This window comes from Cryobacterium melibiosiphilum, from assembly GCF_003602235.1.
Taxonomy (GTDB): Bacteria; Actinomycetota; Actinomycetes; order Actinomycetales; family Microbacteriaceae; genus Cryobacterium; species Cryobacterium melibiosiphilum.
The window spans coordinates 1-14,949 of sequence record NZ_QZVS01000038.1 but is presented as its reverse complement, the minus strand read 5'-3'; the positions used below and the strand labels follow the sequence as shown (position 1 = coordinate 14,949).

The 14,949-nt window shown below is 59.5% G+C and carries 12 protein-coding genes and 1 pseudogene; 3 read left to right on the top strand and 10 right to left on the bottom strand.

What is annotated here, in order from left to right:
- Positions 1–89: 89 nt before the first annotated feature.
- The 7 genes and pseudogenes from D6T64_RS01095 to D6T64_RS01065 form a co-directional block, all read right to left on the bottom strand.
- Positions 90–590: pseudogene (locus tag D6T64_RS01095) on the bottom strand (aldo/keto reductase); the annotation flags it as partial.
- A gap of 238 nt (positions 591–828) precedes the next feature.
- A complete protein-coding gene (locus D6T64_RS01090) occupies positions 829–2,064 on the bottom strand; it encodes a glycoside hydrolase family 76 protein (RefSeq protein ID WP_233550757.1) in 1,236 nt (411 codons plus the stop codon).
- A gap of 15 nt (positions 2,065–2,079) precedes the next feature.
- Complete coding sequence (locus D6T64_RS01085) at positions 2,080–5,121, bottom strand: alpha-mannosidase (protein ID WP_119970606.1); 3,042 nt, start codon at positions 5,119–5,121, stop codon at positions 2,080–2,082.
- Positions 5,122–5,145: 24 nt separating this feature from the next.
- Positions 5,146–5,976 carry a carbohydrate ABC transporter permease gene (locus tag D6T64_RS01080; RefSeq protein WP_119970608.1) on the bottom strand — a complete coding sequence of 277 codons (831 nt, stop codon included), beginning with the start codon at positions 5,974–5,976 and terminating at the stop codon, positions 5,146–5,148.
- A gap of 7 nt (positions 5,977–5,983) precedes the next feature.
- Positions 5,984–6,946 carry a carbohydrate ABC transporter permease gene (locus D6T64_RS01075; protein ID WP_119970604.1) on the bottom strand — a complete coding sequence of 321 codons (963 nt, stop codon included), beginning with the start codon at positions 6,944–6,946 and terminating at the stop codon, positions 5,984–5,986.
- 2 nt (positions 6,947–6,948) lie between these two features.
- Positions 6,949–8,310 carry an extracellular solute-binding protein gene (locus D6T64_RS01070; protein ID WP_119970602.1) on the bottom strand — a complete coding sequence of 454 codons (1,362 nt, stop codon included), beginning with the start codon at positions 8,308–8,310 and terminating at the stop codon, positions 6,949–6,951.
- 138 nt (positions 8,311–8,448) lie between these two features.
- Positions 8,449–9,675, bottom strand: coding sequence for an ROK family protein (locus tag D6T64_RS01065; RefSeq protein WP_119970600.1), 1,227 nt, complete (start codon positions 9,673–9,675; stop codon positions 8,449–8,451).
- A gap of 615 nt (positions 9,676–10,290) precedes the next feature.
- Between D6T64_RS01065 and D6T64_RS22410 the strand changes: the two genes are divergently transcribed.
- The 3 genes from D6T64_RS22410 to D6T64_RS22080 all read left to right on the top strand — a co-directional run bounded on the left by D6T64_RS22410 (position 10,291) and on the right by D6T64_RS22080 (position 12,357).
- Positions 10,291–10,920, top strand: a complete 630-nt coding sequence (locus D6T64_RS22410) for a dienelactone hydrolase family protein (protein WP_158594753.1) — start codon at positions 10,291–10,293, stop codon at positions 10,918–10,920.
- A 351-nt stretch (positions 10,921–11,271) separates the two neighbouring features.
- Entirely contained in the window at positions 11,272–11,466 is a 195-nt protein-coding gene (locus D6T64_RS01055) for a site-specific integrase (protein ID WP_199719019.1), read from the top strand.
- Between the two features lie 282 nt (positions 11,467–11,748).
- Entirely contained in the window at positions 11,749–12,357 is a 609-nt protein-coding gene (locus tag D6T64_RS22080; protein ID WP_147364406.1) for a hypothetical protein, read from the top strand.
- A 239-nt stretch (positions 12,358–12,596) separates the two neighbouring features.
- Here the strand turns inward: D6T64_RS22080 and D6T64_RS01045 are convergent, their stop codons facing one another.
- The 3 genes from D6T64_RS01045 to D6T64_RS01035 all read right to left on the bottom strand — a co-directional run bounded on the left by D6T64_RS01045 (position 12,597) and on the right by D6T64_RS01035 (position 14,705).
- Complete coding sequence (locus tag D6T64_RS01045; protein WP_119970594.1) at positions 12,597–12,956, bottom strand: hypothetical protein; 360 nt, start codon at positions 12,954–12,956, stop codon at positions 12,597–12,599.
- Positions 12,957–13,218: 262 nt separating this feature from the next.
- Positions 13,219–13,995, bottom strand: a complete 777-nt coding sequence (locus tag D6T64_RS01040) for a hypothetical protein (RefSeq protein ID WP_147364405.1) — start codon at positions 13,993–13,995, stop codon at positions 13,219–13,221.
- Positions 13,992–14,705 carry an ABC transporter ATP-binding protein gene (locus tag D6T64_RS01035; RefSeq protein ID WP_119970590.1) on the bottom strand — a complete coding sequence of 238 codons (714 nt, stop codon included), beginning with the start codon at positions 14,703–14,705 and terminating at the stop codon, positions 13,992–13,994. The genes D6T64_RS01040 and D6T64_RS01035 overlap by 4 nt, the downstream gene beginning before the upstream one ends.
- Positions 14,706–14,949: the final 244 nt, after the last annotated feature.

The following is a 14,949-nucleotide window of genomic DNA, read 5'->3' as shown; positions in this document are numbered from 1 at the left end:
TCGCCACCCGCTACGACAAGCTCGCACTGACCTACCGCGGCGGAGCTGTCCTCAGAGCCATAACTATTTGGTCGAAGGCATTAGGAGACACGCCCTAGGTGCACCGCCTTGGTCAACTGCCAGCCGAGGAAGTTTGAGAACCCGTAGTACGCGATCTTGCCACTTCGTACGGCGTCGTCAAGGAACCTCAATGTCTCCTCAAGAGGAGTTATGGCGTCCCAGGCGTGCATCTGATATAGGTCAATCTGCTCCACGCCGAGACGGCGCAAGGACGCATCCAGCGCGCGGCCGAGGTGCCGCCGAGAGGTGCCAAGATCATTCGGGTCCTCTCCCATCGAGAAGCGTCCCTTCGTGGCGATCACGACCTGCTCGGCTTCCGCACGGTGATCTGCCAGCCAGCGCCCGATGATCTCTTCCGACACGCCGGTGCTGTATACGTCCGCAGTGTCGATCAAGTTCCCACCGGCCATGACATAGGCGTCGAGGATAGCGTGTGACGTAGCCTCATCGGCTTCGTCACCAAAGGTCATGGTTCCCAGAGCATACGTCGAGACGACGGCTCCGCTGTTTCCGAGAGTGCGGTAACGCATAACGATCTCCTTCTTAATTTGTGAAATATAGCTATTGGCAGGTCAGTAACGACAAAGTCAAACCGCCAACTGACTTCCCAGCGCCGAATTTAACACGTCGTCGCAACACTCCCATTTGTGAGGTGTTGTACGTTTGGTCGACGGACGAGTTAGTTGAAAACCCGGTGCGGTTCAGTCAGCTCCAGTCGGCGCAACACGGCGACTCCCCGAAGAACACAGGGAGTCGCCATGATGGCTCTCAATACAGGATCGATGTCCGACCGGTCGGCCATGCCAGCGTCGCGTAGATCTGGACCATCGCAGCCTGTTCCAGCAGTTCGGTCTCCTCATCTCCGAAGGCAAACAAACCGGTCTCAGAATCGCGCACGTCATTCCAGACCGTATCGGCGTAGTCCTGCATAGCCGCCCGATAAGTCTTGCCCCCCGTGACTGATTCAAGGAGGAGGAGGTTTTTGAAATAGATGGAGTTGAAGTAGGCGGGTTGTTCCAGAAGTCGTTCTTCCTTTACGTAGTACTCATAGGACGCTTCCGCTATCGCCTCTGCTTTGTTCAGGTATTCCTCGTCGCCCGTCGCTTTATACAGGAGCGCGTATGTTCCGATCGGAACGCCTTGGTTGTAGGACCATTGAGTCTTGTCAGTGGATCCGTCGAGCTTGATATTGTCCCAGTAGAGATTGTTCGGTGCGAGTAAAGTCTCATCCGTCCACTCGACGTATTTGATCGCCGTGTCCAAGTAGTGCTTGTCGCCGGTAATTTCGTACAGTCGCACCCCCAGCTGCGCTCCGGGCATTGTCGAAACCGTATTGCGGTCCGTGCTCCATGGTGCCTGTGTCCAAAAGACACCCCCTGGCGCAGGGTGGCTCGCATCGGTGTCCCAGCCCGAGTCCACGAGCTCGAATATTTCTTTGGCGCGTTCGAGCGCGGCTTCGTCGCCGTTCATGAGATATTGCTGCACCTTGGCGAGGGCTACCCATTCGTTGTCGTCGTAGAACATGTCTCCACCGTTGCCAAACGGGGTGCGGGGGTAGGAGTCGTATCCGGGCAGTCCCGTGGTCCCGCCCGCCGCGTTCCAGTATTGTTCCTGGCCGATGCCTCGGTCGGCAAGGTCGTCTCCGAACTGTTGACCGGTCTGGCCTGCGATGCCGGCGAGATCGAGCGTGGCGATGTGCGCCTGCGAAAAGGGCCACTCGTAGGAATACGGGCGATCTTCCTCTGCCAGCGGAAACCGCTCCAGATAGAGACTTGAGCCATCGTCGACGTAGAAATATTTTTGCATGGCCTCGTAGGAAGCGGTGGCGCGATCGATTGCGATCGGCCGAGATGGTCCGCTTTCGGGCGGGGACCCTGCTGCGGGAAGAGTTCCTGCAGCAAGGGACGCCGCAGCGACCATGGCTGTCGTGCAGAAAAGAGTTCCGAGCTTCATTGCGTTTACTCCATTTCGGTTGGTGCTGATCTGGAAAATTCCGTTACCCATGCGGGGCATCCCTCTTTATTGGGAAGAACGGGAAACTCGCAGAGTAACGATCTGGAAGGCACGGAGAATCAAGTGACCGCCCGTGTCGGTTGTCGATTGCACGGCAACAGGGGCGACAGTTCGTTCGAGCAGATCGGTCTCGACGATGTGTGAAACCGTGAAACCGAAGCTGACTGTTCCGGTGGAGCGCGACCCGCTCGCCTCGTAGAGTCGCACGATCAGGTCGCCCGACCGGTCTTCGGCCAGCTTCACGGCTTCGACCACGATCGAGGGGCATTCGCTCACAACCACGGGCGTGACGGCCACGCCGGTCACGTCGCGCAGCGGCAGATTGATCCGATATCCCTGCTCCGCCGCGCCGATGACGTCTGGCGTCAGACTGATCGAGGTACGCAGCACGTGTACTCCTTGATCAGCGCTGGGGTCCGGGAACGTCGGTGCCCGCAGTAGTGACTCCCGCACAGTCGTGGTCGTTCCTCCTCCAATTCGGGTGCTGCGGCTGATGTCATGCCCATAGGTGGAGTCGTTGGCAATGGCAATCCCAAAGCCTGGCTCCCCCACGAACACCCACCGGTGCGCGCAGGTCTCGAAACGAGCCGCATCCCAGGACGTGTTGACATGGGTCGGCCGATAAATGTGCCCAAACTGTATTTCCGACGCAGCGCGATCAGCATGCACGTCGAGCAGGAAGGCCAGCTTCAATAGCTTCTGACGCTCATGCCAGTCGACCGTCGTCACGATGTCAAGGCTCGGCTGGTCACCCAGTAGGGTCAGATCCTGCTGAACGGATGATCCGCCAAACCGCCGCGTCACGCGCACTGTCACCTGGGCTTCACTCTGCACGAGCACCTCAACGGCCTCTGCGTCCAGAAGTTCTACGCCGTTGCGCGCGTAGTGCTCATCGATATCCCACGCATCCCACTGTGTCGGGGTGTCCCTAAAGAGCTGAAGCACATTGCCCGCTTGCCCCTCGGGCACGGCCTCTCTTCCGCTTACACGGTCGACCAGAGAAATCAAAAGACCCCGCGCATCAATAGAGACCCGTACGGCGTCGTTCTCGAGCACGACCCCCCCGTCAACCTGGTCGACGCGTACGGTTCCGGTCGGAATTCGCGCCGCAGCCGACAGGGCGGGCACTCCGGCTACCGGGAACGGTGACGCATTGAAGCTCACCGGGGGGGCATCCGCTGGCGACGAGGAGGCAAGCGCCGCTATGGATGTTGCGATCAGCTCTTCCAGCTCGATTCGCACGGTCTCGTAGGCCGCTTCGGCCACCTGGTGTACCCAAGCGATAGAACTCCCGGGCAGAATGTCATGAAATTGGTTGAGTAACACGGTCTGCCACGCGGCAGCGAGTCGTTCGAAGGGGTACTCGGTGCCGGCATAAAAGTACGCCGTCGATGCCCAGAGCTCGGCCTCTCGAAGTAGGTGCTCGCTGCGACGATTGCCGGATTTGGTCTTGGCCTGAGACGTGTAGGTCCCACGGTGAAATTCCAGGTAGAGCTCCCCCGACCACACGGGCGGATTGGCATACGTTGCCTCCGCTTCCTCGAAGAACGCCTGCGGGCTAGCGATTCGCACGGTCGGTGAACCCTCGAGAGAACGCGTGCGCTCCGCTGCCGCAAGCATCTCCCGATTGGGCCCGCCACCACCGTCCCCGTAGCCGAACGGCACCAGCGACACGTTAGACGCGCCCTTCTCCGAGTACTGGCGTTGCGCCCTGGCCAACTCTTCCCCAGAAAGCAGGGAGTTATAGGTATCTACCGGCGGAAAATGGGTGAAGACCTGGGTGCCGTCGATTCCCTCCCAGGCGAAGGTGTGGTGGGGCATGGTGTTGGTTTCGTTCCAACTGATCTTCTGAGTGAGGAAGTATTTCGATCCCGCCGCCGTGACGATTTGGGGGAATGCAGCAGTGTAGCCAAACGAGTCCGGCAGCCAGATCTCGAGAGGCTCGATGCCGAACTCCTGCATAAAAAAGGTCTTGCCGGCGAGCAGCTGCCGAGCCAATGACTCCCCGCTGGGCATGTTGGTGTCAGATTCGACCCACATACCGCCCACCGGAACGAAACGGCCCTCAAGTGCGCGCGTACGGATGCGTTCAAACAGCTCCGGATAGTGCTGCTTCATCCACGAATATTGTTGCGCCGACGAACAGGCGAAGATGAAGTCCGGGTCTTCATCCATCAGGTGCAACACATTGGAAAACGTGCGGGCACACTTGCGAATGGTTTCACGCACCGGCCAGAGCCAGGCCGAGTCGATGTGGGCGTGCCCGACAGCGATGACGCGATGGGCGCTGGCGTAGGCGGGCTGCGCCAAAAAGGGCGCCAATATAGCGCGACCGAGTGATGCCGTACCGCTGACATCGTCGGGGTCCATCCGGTCGGTCATCTCCTCCAGAGCTCGAAGAATCTCGGCCGTGCGCGGCAGCTCGGGGCTGAGCTGTTCCATGAGGCCGAACAGTGTCCACACATCCCGGTCCAGTTCCCACACCTGGCTATCAAGCAGGGCAACGTCCATACGGCGCAGGCGATAGATCGGTTCGATACCCGCCGTAGCCTTGTCGCCCACGAGTGTCGGCTGAAAGCCCCAGTCACTTCCCACGTCGGGGTTGGACGCGGCTTCAATGTAGATATCGACCGGCTCGCCCGGCTTGACGTTCAGCGGCACGTAGTTGTTGAACGGCTCCACGGCTTTGACGATGTGTCCCTGCGAGTTGAAGACCAAACCTTCTGCCTGAAACCCGGCCTGACCGGACAGAAAGCCGAGGTCGACGATGACTTCCGTACGTGTCTGCAGGTCGTTATACCGAGACCAGTCGGCCGGAAGAACGCCTTCGATGTGGAACCATGTCGTGCCCCAGGGTTTGCCCCACTGCTGGCCGATGCTGAACGGGATGAAATCCTGCCCGTGCGCCTCAGCAAACGATACGGGTTCGTCAGGCACTTCCCACGCGCTGATGGTCAAGGGTGATGAGACTCGGTACAGCGCGGGGGTCACCCGCTCGCTGACAAAACGACGGATGCGGGCGCGAATGAGGGTGGAATTGTCGTGCATGTGGTGCTCCTTGTGCTGGAGGGGTCAGCCCTTGACGGCACCGGCCATTGCCGATGATCCGCCAAGAACACGCGACACGAAGACGTAGAGCGTGATGACTGGGAGAGAGTAGAGCAGCGAGAACGCCGCGAGCTGGCCGTAGGCGACTGAACCGTACTGCCCGAAGAAAGAAAAAATACTCACCGCCGCCGGAAGCTTGCCCGGCGAGAGCAGAAGGACGAATGGGACAAAAAAGTTTCCCCACGCTCCGATGAATACGAAGATGAACACCACGGCTAGGCCAGGTCGCATGAGGGGGATGACGATGTGGGTGAGGGTCGTCAGCATCGACGCTCCGTCCATCCACGCCGCCTCTTCGATACTGATAGGTACGCTATCCATGAAGTTTTTGGTCATGTAGATCGCAATGGGGAGGCTCGTTGCGGCAAGAAAGAGCGTCGTCCCGACCAGCGAGTCGATGAGGTTGAAGGCCACGAAGACGGCGTAGACGGGCACCATCATCGCCGTGATCGGTAGGCCTGTGCCAAAGAGCACGCCGTAGAGAAACGGCTTGTTTACCCGCATTTTGTAGCGAGAGAGCGGGTACGCGGCCAAGACCGAGACGGTAACGGTGATGAGAGCGCATCCACCGGCCAGGATCAGACTGTTCAGTAGTGGCGTGAACGCGGTTTCGGGTGTCATGACGTCGGTGAAGTTCTGCAATGAGAAGATCTCGGGCAGTTTGATGGACAGCGTCGCCCTCGTGTCGAATGACGCCAATAGCAGCCACATCAGTGGCAGGGCAAACATGAGCGTCACGAGAAGCAGCACTGCATTGGACGCCGTCTTCATGACGCGATGACTCGGTGAGGTCATGCCCACGTTAATCCACCTCCGGCTTGAGCACCCGTATGTAGGCGATCGAGAAGAGGGCGCCGACGACCAACATGACCGTAGCGATGGCCGTGCCAAAACCGAGCTGCCCGAATTGGAATGCTTCCTGATAGGCGAGAACAGGAAGTGTGGAACTGTCCGTTCCCGGGCCGCCACCGGTCATCACGAAAATCAGGGTGAATACCGACAGGGTTTGCAGGGTGGTGAGCATGAGGTTGGTTGAGATGCTTCGCCGGATCATGGGAATGGTTATGAAGAGCAGGCGCTGCCATCCGCGGGCTCCGTCGACCTCAGCGGACTCGGTGATCTCCGTTGGAACGTCCTGCAACGCGGCCGCGTAGATGAGCATCGAGAAGGCGGTGCCTCGCCAGATGTTGGCCAGGCTCACCGACAGGAGCGGCAGCGCGTACAGCCAGTTCGGCCCGTCGATACCCACGGCGGAGAGCATGTTATTGAGAGTGCCGGTTTCATTGAAGAAGGCGTACGCGGCGAATGCCGCAACGATTTCCGGCAGCACCCAGGCTGTCACGACGAAGGTCCCGACCAGGGAGCGAACCATTCGACTGGACGATCGCATGAGGATCGCGAGCCCCAGTCCCAGAACGTTCTGGCCAACGATTGCCGAGGCGACCAGGAATACCAGAGTGAGTATGACGGACTTGGGGAAGTCGGGGTCGGCAAACAGCGCGGCGTAGTTGTCGAAGCCCACGAAGCTGGAATTTTGGGCGGCTGCGCCCGAGAGCGACGCATTCGTGAGCGAGCCATAGAAAGAACTGATGATCGGGCCCACAAGAAAGATCGTCAGCAGAATCATGGCCGGCAGTAACGGAATGCTGCGAATCAACGAGCGGCGCGTTGCGGACCGTGGGTGGCCCTGCCGAGGCTCGCTAAGCCGGCCGGGCCGTTCCTCGGTCCGCGCCGCCGGTGCGGGCGCAGGTGTCGGCGTAGCCATGGTTATTTCTTACTCGTCGTGCCGTCTTCGCCGACGATGCCGATCACGGCGTCATCGTACACAGCGGCCGCTTCTTCTGGGCTTTGCTGGCCGGTCATCACGGATTCCATGGCGACCGTAATAGCACTTGAGATCTGCGCATAGTCGCTCGTTGCCGGGCGGAAGTGAGTGAATTCCACGATTTCTGAGAAGAAGCCAAAGGTCGGGTTGGCCGCCTGATAGTTCGCGTCCTCAGAGACATCACTACGAACGGCGATCTGGCTGGCCGCAATGTCGTAAGACTGTGCGTTGTCCTTGTTCAGGGCGAGCGCAATGAAGTCCCACGCGGCATCCTTATTCTGGGCTCCGGAGCCCATGGCCAGCGTCCAACCGCCCGACATGCTGGTCGCGCCGGGGGCGTCTCCGGTTTGGGTCGGCATCGCGGCCTGTCCCATCACGTCATTCCATTCCGGCCAAGGGGCGGTACCCGTTTCGAGCCACGTGCCGCTGATCCACGAGCCGTCAACCGCCATGGCGAGTTCCCCTTGTGGCAACCACTCCCCCAGCACCAGGTTGCCCACGTTCTTGTCGAGGGCCTGTTCGGGGGTCGGGCCCAGATCGCCCTGATAGACGTCTTCAATGAAACCCAGCGAGTCAACAAAACCGTCTGAACCGGTCATCCATTTCTGGTCGTCAGCGTCATAGAGCGAGTCAGACGTGCCGTAAAGAAGCATCTCGAAGCCCTGCATGCTTGCCGCTTCGCCCTGAGCCTTACCCGAGTAAACGTTGAGCGGCATAACGTCAGGAAGCTCGGCCTTGATCGTGGCTGCAGCGTCAAGAACGTCCTCCCATGTCTCGGGAGCAAACGGAACCTCCAGCCCCGCCTGAGCGAAGAGATCCTTGTTGTACCAAATCGCCCGAGTGTCAGTGCCCATCGGGATGCCATAGGTCAGGCCATCACTACCGAGCCCCGCGCTCTTGGCGTTGTCATAGAAATTATCCCAATCGCTCCAGCCCTCGGTGTACTCGTCCAACGGTGCCAAGTAGCCGGCATCGCTGTCGGACTGCACGCGGAACGTGTCCTCGTACATAACGTCGGGAGCCGTGGCGGGCGATTGGTTCATTAGAGCGAGCTTGGTCGCGTAGTCGTTTTCCTGACCCTCAATGGGCACGAGCTCCACAGTCAAGCCTTCGTTCTCCGCCTCAAAAGCTTCTTTCATCGCCTTCATGTGGTCATCCACCTGGATGAACGCCCCAAATTTTTGATAAGCGACTTTGATCGTCGTTGAGTCCGAGGATGCCTCGTCACCGCCCGCGGAACAGCCAGACAAGACGAGTGCTGCCGCGGCTGAAAGCGCGACGGCGGAAACGTATGATTTTTTCATGAATCGCCTGAGTCCCTGACGCTGTTCTCGTCGGCATCGTTGCCGGTGATTCTGCGTATCCCATAAGTAAAATGGATGGACTAATTCTTGTCAAGCTTTAGTTCACGAACGTAATGAGGCCGAGATCTTGGAAAAAAGTCAAGAAATGAACAGCGTCGACGACCGTGGAGTGAGCGTGGTGTCCAGCACCAGGCACGCCGCGCCCACCGCGGCCACGTCCTCACCGATGTCGGAGGTGATGACGGTGACGGGTCTCGTGGTCACAAGGGCTGTGGATTCGTTGATGAGTTTCGGCAGTCGCGCGGTCATGAACGAAGACACGGCTGCCCAATAGGGTCCCCCGCACACGATGAGGTTGAGGTCGAGCAGATTCGCCAGGGTCACTATGGCGACGGCCAAGTTCTGTGCGACACCGTCGAGGAGACCGATAGCCGTGGCGTCACCGGCGTCGGCGAGGTGTGCGAGTCGGGTGAAGCAGGCATCGATGGCGGCGTTGTCGAACAGCTCAAAATTTGCATCGACCAGCCCTCGAGCGATGGCAACCTTCACAATGACTGCGGGACTGATTGCGTCACCGAGGCAACCGGTGCGACCGCAACGACAGACTGGGCCGTTGGCATCCACCATGATGTGGCCGACGTCACCGGCATTGTTGGTCGGTCCCCGGAGTGCTTCACCGCCGAAGACGAGACCGGCACCGACGCCGGTGCCGTAGTAGAAGAATAGGAAGTCGTCGCGCTCGTGTTCGCGGTTCTTCCAGACCTCCGCCACGGCCGCAGCAGTGACATCTTTCTCGAGGAGAACAAAAAATCCAGTCGCTTTTTCCAGCTCTCGGCGCAGGGCAACTCCGTGCCAATTTGCTAAAAGTGGCGGATCCAGCACAATTCCGTGATCAACATCGACGGGGCCCGGCGACGCGATGCCGACGCCGAGGACGCGGCTTCGATCGACCCCTGAAGAAACGATGAGTGCCTCGATGGAGGCTCGCATGGTCGTGATCACGGCATCGGGGTTCACCGCCGACGGAGTGTGGGCGGCGCGATGGGTGATCACCTCGCCGTCGATGTTGAGCAAGACATACGTGATGATCGCCGGGTCGATGTGCACGCCGATGGCGAAATGCCCCGAGGGGTCTAGCTGCAAGATTGTGCGCGGTTTACCAACGCCCAAATTCTGAATGCCGGCCTCACGAATAATGCCTGAATTGAGTAACCGGCGAGAAACATTTGAGACGGTCTGAGCGCTAAGTCCAGTCCTTGCCGCGATCTCAACTCGGCTGAGTCCGTCGGCAGCGCGCCGGATAGTGTCGAAAACCACCGTCTGGTTAAATCCGCCCAGCGCATGAAGGTTTGAGCCCCTTCGCATGTCCGCTCCTCACAGTCGCGCGCCTTCGGTTCACGACCAGAACAAGTATGGCGCGCCCAGCTTCTGTCCCCTGCCACGATCACACCAGACGTCTGGGACTGAGCGCAGTAACCGGCTTTGGCCGTATCGATGATTCGCTGCGCGTCGACGCCGCAACGCACGTTCGCGAAAGTCGCAGCGAGACGGTGCGCCTTCGCGAAGACATGCAACCGATTGTCTTCAACGGCTTGCCTCAGTGCCGGTCATCGAGGTGTTGCCGGCCATCATCGGCTTCGGCGTGCGCGACAGTGCCGATGTCTCCACCGCACGATCGGAGGTCGAGACACGTCCAAAGCCGTCGGCCTGCACTCCGGCTCCCGCACCACGAGCCATGCGTGCTCGACGCCTGGCTGGTCGACGATTCGGATGTCCGCGCTGGTGGCCGCCAGCATCCGGCGTAGCCGTGGCGCTGTGGCAGACCCCCCTCGAAAACCTTGGCTGACGGACCTACCCAACTCGGACTCGTCATTGATAGTTGATGAGATTTTCAACTCGTGCATCGCTAACGAACACGGTTTCGTAACTGTCAGGCAGCGACGAAATAGAGCCTCATGCGTGAGACGTTATGGTGGCAGCATGGCCCTCATCAGCATCGCATCCCGCGGAACGACCCTCGAATACGGCATGCCGGGCCAGCCGCTGGTTATTCTGCTGCACGACTGGTACGGCCGACTATCTAGCATGGACGACTACGGCATTCCTCTTGCTCAGCGCGGCTTTCACGTGCTTGTTCCCGATCTTTTCAACGGGTGGGCGGCCACCAACGCCTCGGATGCCGCTGGTCTCCTCGACCGGCTCAACCCCTCGACAGCATTGAACATAATCGGGGAACTTATTCACTCCGGGCGCACACATGGTGCGCCGCGGGTGGGGCTGGTGGGTTTTTCAGTGGGCGGCTGGCTCGCTCTTCTATTGGCCCAGTCCGGCAGTCTCGATGCCGTCGTCGCTTATGACGCTGTGCTCAACGATATAGAGCCGGGCGTGCTGCCCTGCCCTGTCCAACTTCATTTCGCGGGAATGAACGGCCCGGATCCTGAACCGTTCGTCGCCCGCCTCCTCGCCGACGGAACGGCCCTGGAACGCTTCGACGATTTCACAGCAGCACACTCCTTCGCCAGCACCAGCATCTCCACTCTCACGACGCAGTCCGATGCGCTCGCCTTCGCCCGAACAACACAGTTTCTTGAGAGATACCTCCTCGACTAAACCCGATCCACGCACTCCCCCACCCCCAAAATCAATCTGAGCGCAGGAAGATTGATCCGACAACAGCAGCCGAGGCCGACACAGGGCCGCGGCCCCGGCGGGCAGTGCTACTGGATCGGCAAAGGTCCACACGGAAATCTGGACTATCAGACTGGCGTTGCCAGACGTTTGATTGCGTGACAATTGTGAATTTTGACGGTAAGCGTCGTTGTTTGACAACGCTTGTGAACAATTTCGTATTCTCATTGCCCATCAGGACGGGCCGCTCCACGCGGTGTCAGCAACCACGAGAGCCTGCTCAGCAGCTTCATCGAGGACGAGTTCAGCTACCTAACCAAGCTGGTCGTTGAGATGGACGAGTACACGACGCACATGTACCGGCGAACGGCCGCGACACTGATCGAGCGAGCGGCCGGCATTACGCTAGCCTCGCGGCTCTTCGGCCATGCCAACGAGCACATCACGCGCAACAGTTACGTGGTCACGGCCGACCAGGTCGACCCGGTGACGGCGAAGATTCTTGACGAGGCGCCTGGTGGAGCTTAAATCAGGGCGCAATCAAGTGACCGGAATTTGTTGATCGTCCCACACTCCTCCCCTACGGACGCGGCAGCTTGTATGGGCGCGACCAGAGATGCCTGCAAACGCGAACGTGTCCCCTCGTCGAGATCATGGCCGTAAACTCATACAAAAAAACAAACCAGGAAAATGGTTTTCTTTTGAGCCAAACACCCCCGATTGGGCGGCAATCGCTGTAACTTTAAGTCGCGCTACATAAATCTGTTTGGCGTTGACGTCGCAAGTCGCAGCAAGATCGAGGGGATATTGATGAAGATTCGCAATAGAAACAGCTTGTTCGCTATCGGGGTCGCGGTAGCGATGGCGGTGGGTATTGGAGCAGGACCTGCGGTCGCCGCCGACACAGCCGCACCATCTCTATCGACAGTATCGACAGAGGGGTCGACATCGGCTGACGCCGGGTTCACCATCGAGGGAGCCGATGGGTCGTACCGCTCCATCGTGCCGGACGAAGTCAACGACACGTCCGTGGCAGGACTCAGCTCCACGATTTCGATGAAATCAACTGATCGGATTGTGTTGAGCGAAGACGCTCGCATCTTCATGCTGCAAGATGAAAACGGTGGGGTGCTTCTCAACTCGACGAACCCAACCCTTGGGCAGCAGGATGAGGCCATCCCCGCCAAATTTGTCGTCGAGGGTGACAACCTCGTTGTCACGCCCGTTGAATCCGCTGAAAACCAAATGACAACCTTTGCTGCCTGCGCTTCGTCTTTTTGGGGCAACCTCATCTTTAATATTGGCATGGCCGGGGTATGCGCCATGCTCGGAATTCCGACGGCCGGCATCGCGACAGTCGCATGTTCCATGGCCGTAATTGGCGCAAACTTGGGAATTGACTGGGATTCACAATGCTAAGGAGCGAAAATGTCTCAGCTTAGGTCCCTACTGACCAATCGGGTCGACCCGAGGAACCCGCAACAATTCGGGCGCTTGCTTCTTCTGCTGTGGAGCCTCACAGTCTTTGGAACTCTCGTCGGTTTCCTCATCCAAGCGGCCCTGGGTGCGCGCGTCTGGTCAGAAATTCCAGGTAGTTTGCTCCCAGTATTACTCGGTGCGTCCATCGGCTACGGCCTGATGTGGGTGGGGAGCGTCTATTACGCCAAACGCCACCGGCACACCGATGAAGGGAAAAGCGCGGAGTAGTCCGGGCGACCAAAATAAACGAACTGCGAGTGGCTCATTGCCTGAGGGCAATGAGCCACTCTCATTGTGGTCCCCCGGAAAGGATCCTCATGGTCACGATCGGCGGCGATGGCCAGGGCGAAGCCACAGAGCGTCAATGCCGCGATAGGCAGGAAGAACATCCACAACGGTTGCGTGTTCGAGGCCTCGGTGCCAGACCACTGCACGTTCAGAGGGTTTGGCAAGGGCATCCATCGCATCACCACGATTCCGCCGCCTACGGTCGGAACCGCGACGAGCAGTGCAGCAAAAATACGGCGCGTGAACATCATGACGCGCCGATTCAGGGTGCATAGGGTAATTGGCAAGTTCGCATTGACGGTTCCGCTTGCGGACACCGAGGTCGACCATCACGATCATCGTCGCCATTACAAAGAACGTGTTCGCTGCTCGCCACGGCAATGAATGACCTCACCATCACGGCAGAGTTGTGCCCGGCTTCGAGAGGAGGGTAAGGACTCGCTCGAATTCATGTGAAAGTACCTGCTCGACGGTGGAGTACGAGTGATGTTTCACGGCGTGGGCAGGGCTTTCTCAGCGCACTTCGCGTCGCACCACTCGCACGGCGCCCAATATCAGCGGCAGGAGTACCCACACCGCAATCGAGACCATGATGCGTTCGAGGTCATCAGCGGTGGCGCGGCCATCGAGCAGTGGTGTCGTGGTCGTGCCGATGTCGAGCCATGCGGCGATGGCGGCTCCGGTCGTGCTGGAGACGGCAATGAGGCTCCAGGCCATGGCGCTTGTGGCAACGATGATGATCGCGGCGGGGGCGTTGAGAATCAATGTGCCGAGCGCGACCCCACTGAGCACGAGTATCACGTTGACAACGAACCAGCCTGCAGTGGCCGCCGGATCAAGAGTCCAGTCAGCGGCGACGCCCCGACCCGCAGCGACGGCTCCGGTAATGACGAAGGCGACCCCGACGAGTACGGCGCAGGTCAGCGCAGTCGCGATCACCGGGGGAAACAATTTCGCTGCGATGACGCGCACCCGTCGGGGTTCGAGAGCAAATGTCGTCGAGACGGTGCCGTGGCTCCATTCGCTTGTTACGGCGAGGATGCCCATGGCCGGAAGAAGAATCGAGAGCACCGCCCCGGAGATCATGATCACGCCTTGCACCGTTGGCTCCATAAACCAGGCAAACCCGGTCATGATGCCGATTGCGAGCACAAGCGTCACGACGGTGAGCACCTGCCCGACAAGTGTGTCAAAAAACTTACGAGTCTCAACGTCGATGAGACGGTGAAACGGGATGGACAAGCTACTGACGCTGATGGCCGGCGGTGAAGACACTGTTCGAGAGATCATGCGGCGCTCCGATCGGTGGGGGTGGTGAGCTGGAAATAGAGGTGCTCGAGGCCGTGACCGGCAGCGAGTTCGCGGGTGGAGCCAGCGGCGAGCACGCGACCATTGCCGATCATCACGATCCGATCAGCGACCTGCTCGACCTCATGCAAAAGGTGCGAGCTGAGTAGTACCGCGCAGCCGTCATCGGCGAGGGACCGGACGAGGGTGCGCAACCAAACGATACCCTGCGGGTCGAGCCCGTTGGCTGGTTCGTCCAGGACGAGCACACGGGGCTCGCCGAGAAGAGCCTGCGCAATACCGAGTCGCTGCCGCATACCGAGTGAGTACCCGCGCACACGCGTCGTTCCTTCTCGCCGGGTTAGTCCGACCCGGTCAAGGACCTCGTCGACATGGGGAATGGGCACGCCCATCATCCTTGCCGCGAGCCGGAGAGTTTCCCGGCCGGTTCGTCCCGGGTGAACAGCTCCCGCATCGAGCAGACTTCCGACGTGGCGACCCGGATTGTGCAGTTCGGCGTATCGGGAGCCGAGGACTGTCGCAGTACCACTGGTCGCTCGAGCGTGGCCCAGGAGAATTCGCATCGCCGTTGTCTTGCCAGCACCGTTAGGGCCAAGAAACCCCGTCACAGACCCTGATGGCACAGTGAAGCTGACATCGTCAAGAGCAGTACGGCCTCGGTAACGTTTGGTGATTCTGGTGAATTCGATCATGCATCCAGTCCAGCCCGCCGACAGCCGCCGCACATCAGGCAAAAGTCGAAGAGGTGATGACCGTGGGTGCGACGGTGCCGCCATATTGTCGACTGCTGTCTAGGGTGAAATAGACGAAGGTCAATTCATCACAAAGTGTCGGACCCCTAGGGCGTGTCTCCTAATGATCCGTGGGGTCGTGTGGCACAGTTGACGCATGTCGCGAACTGCCGTTTTATCTGACAGCGAGTGGGCTCGACTCGAG

Bases quoted from the DNA above. Each gene is read 5' to 3' on its own strand.
- D6T64_RS01080 (WP_119970608.1), bottom strand. From the start codon at position 5,976: ATGACCTCACCGAGTCATCGCGTCATGAAGACGGCGTCCAATGCAGTG.
- D6T64_RS01035 (WP_119970590.1), bottom strand. From the start codon at position 14,705: ATGATCGAATTCACCAGAATCACCAAACGTTACCGAGGCCGTACTGCT.
- D6T64_RS22080 (WP_147364406.1), top strand. From the start codon at position 11,749: ATGAAGATTCGCAATAGAAACAGCTTGTTCGCTATCGGGGTCGCGGTA.
- D6T64_RS01090 (WP_233550757.1), bottom strand. From the start codon at position 2,064: ATGGGTAACGGAATTTTCCAGATCAGCACCAACCGAAATGGAGTAAAC.
- D6T64_RS01055 (WP_199719019.1), top strand. From the start codon at position 11,272: ATGGACGAGTACACGACGCACATGTACCGGCGAACGGCCGCGACACTG.
- D6T64_RS01070 (WP_119970602.1), bottom strand. From the start codon at position 8,310: ATGAAAAAATCATACGTTTCCGCCGTCGCGCTTTCAGCCGCGGCAGCA.
- D6T64_RS01075 (WP_119970604.1), bottom strand. From the start codon at position 6,946: ATGGCTACGCCGACACCTGCGCCCGCACCGGCGGCGCGGACCGAGGAA.
- D6T64_RS01045 (WP_119970594.1), bottom strand. From the start codon at position 12,956: ATGATGTTCACGCGCCGTATTTTTGCTGCACTGCTCGTCGCGGTTCCG.
- D6T64_RS01040 (WP_147364405.1), bottom strand. From the start codon at position 13,995: ATGATCTCTCGAACAGTGTCTTCACCGCCGGCCATCAGCGTCAGTAGC.
- D6T64_RS22410 (WP_158594753.1), top strand. From the start codon at position 10,291: ATGGCCCTCATCAGCATCGCATCCCGCGGAACGACCCTCGAATACGGC.
- D6T64_RS01085 (WP_119970606.1), bottom strand. From the start codon at position 5,121: ATGCACGACAATTCCACCCTCATTCGCGCCCGCATCCGTCGTTTTGTC.
- D6T64_RS01065 (WP_119970600.1), bottom strand. From the start codon at position 9,675: ATGCGAAGGGGCTCAAACCTTCATGCGCTGGGCGGATTTAACCAGACG.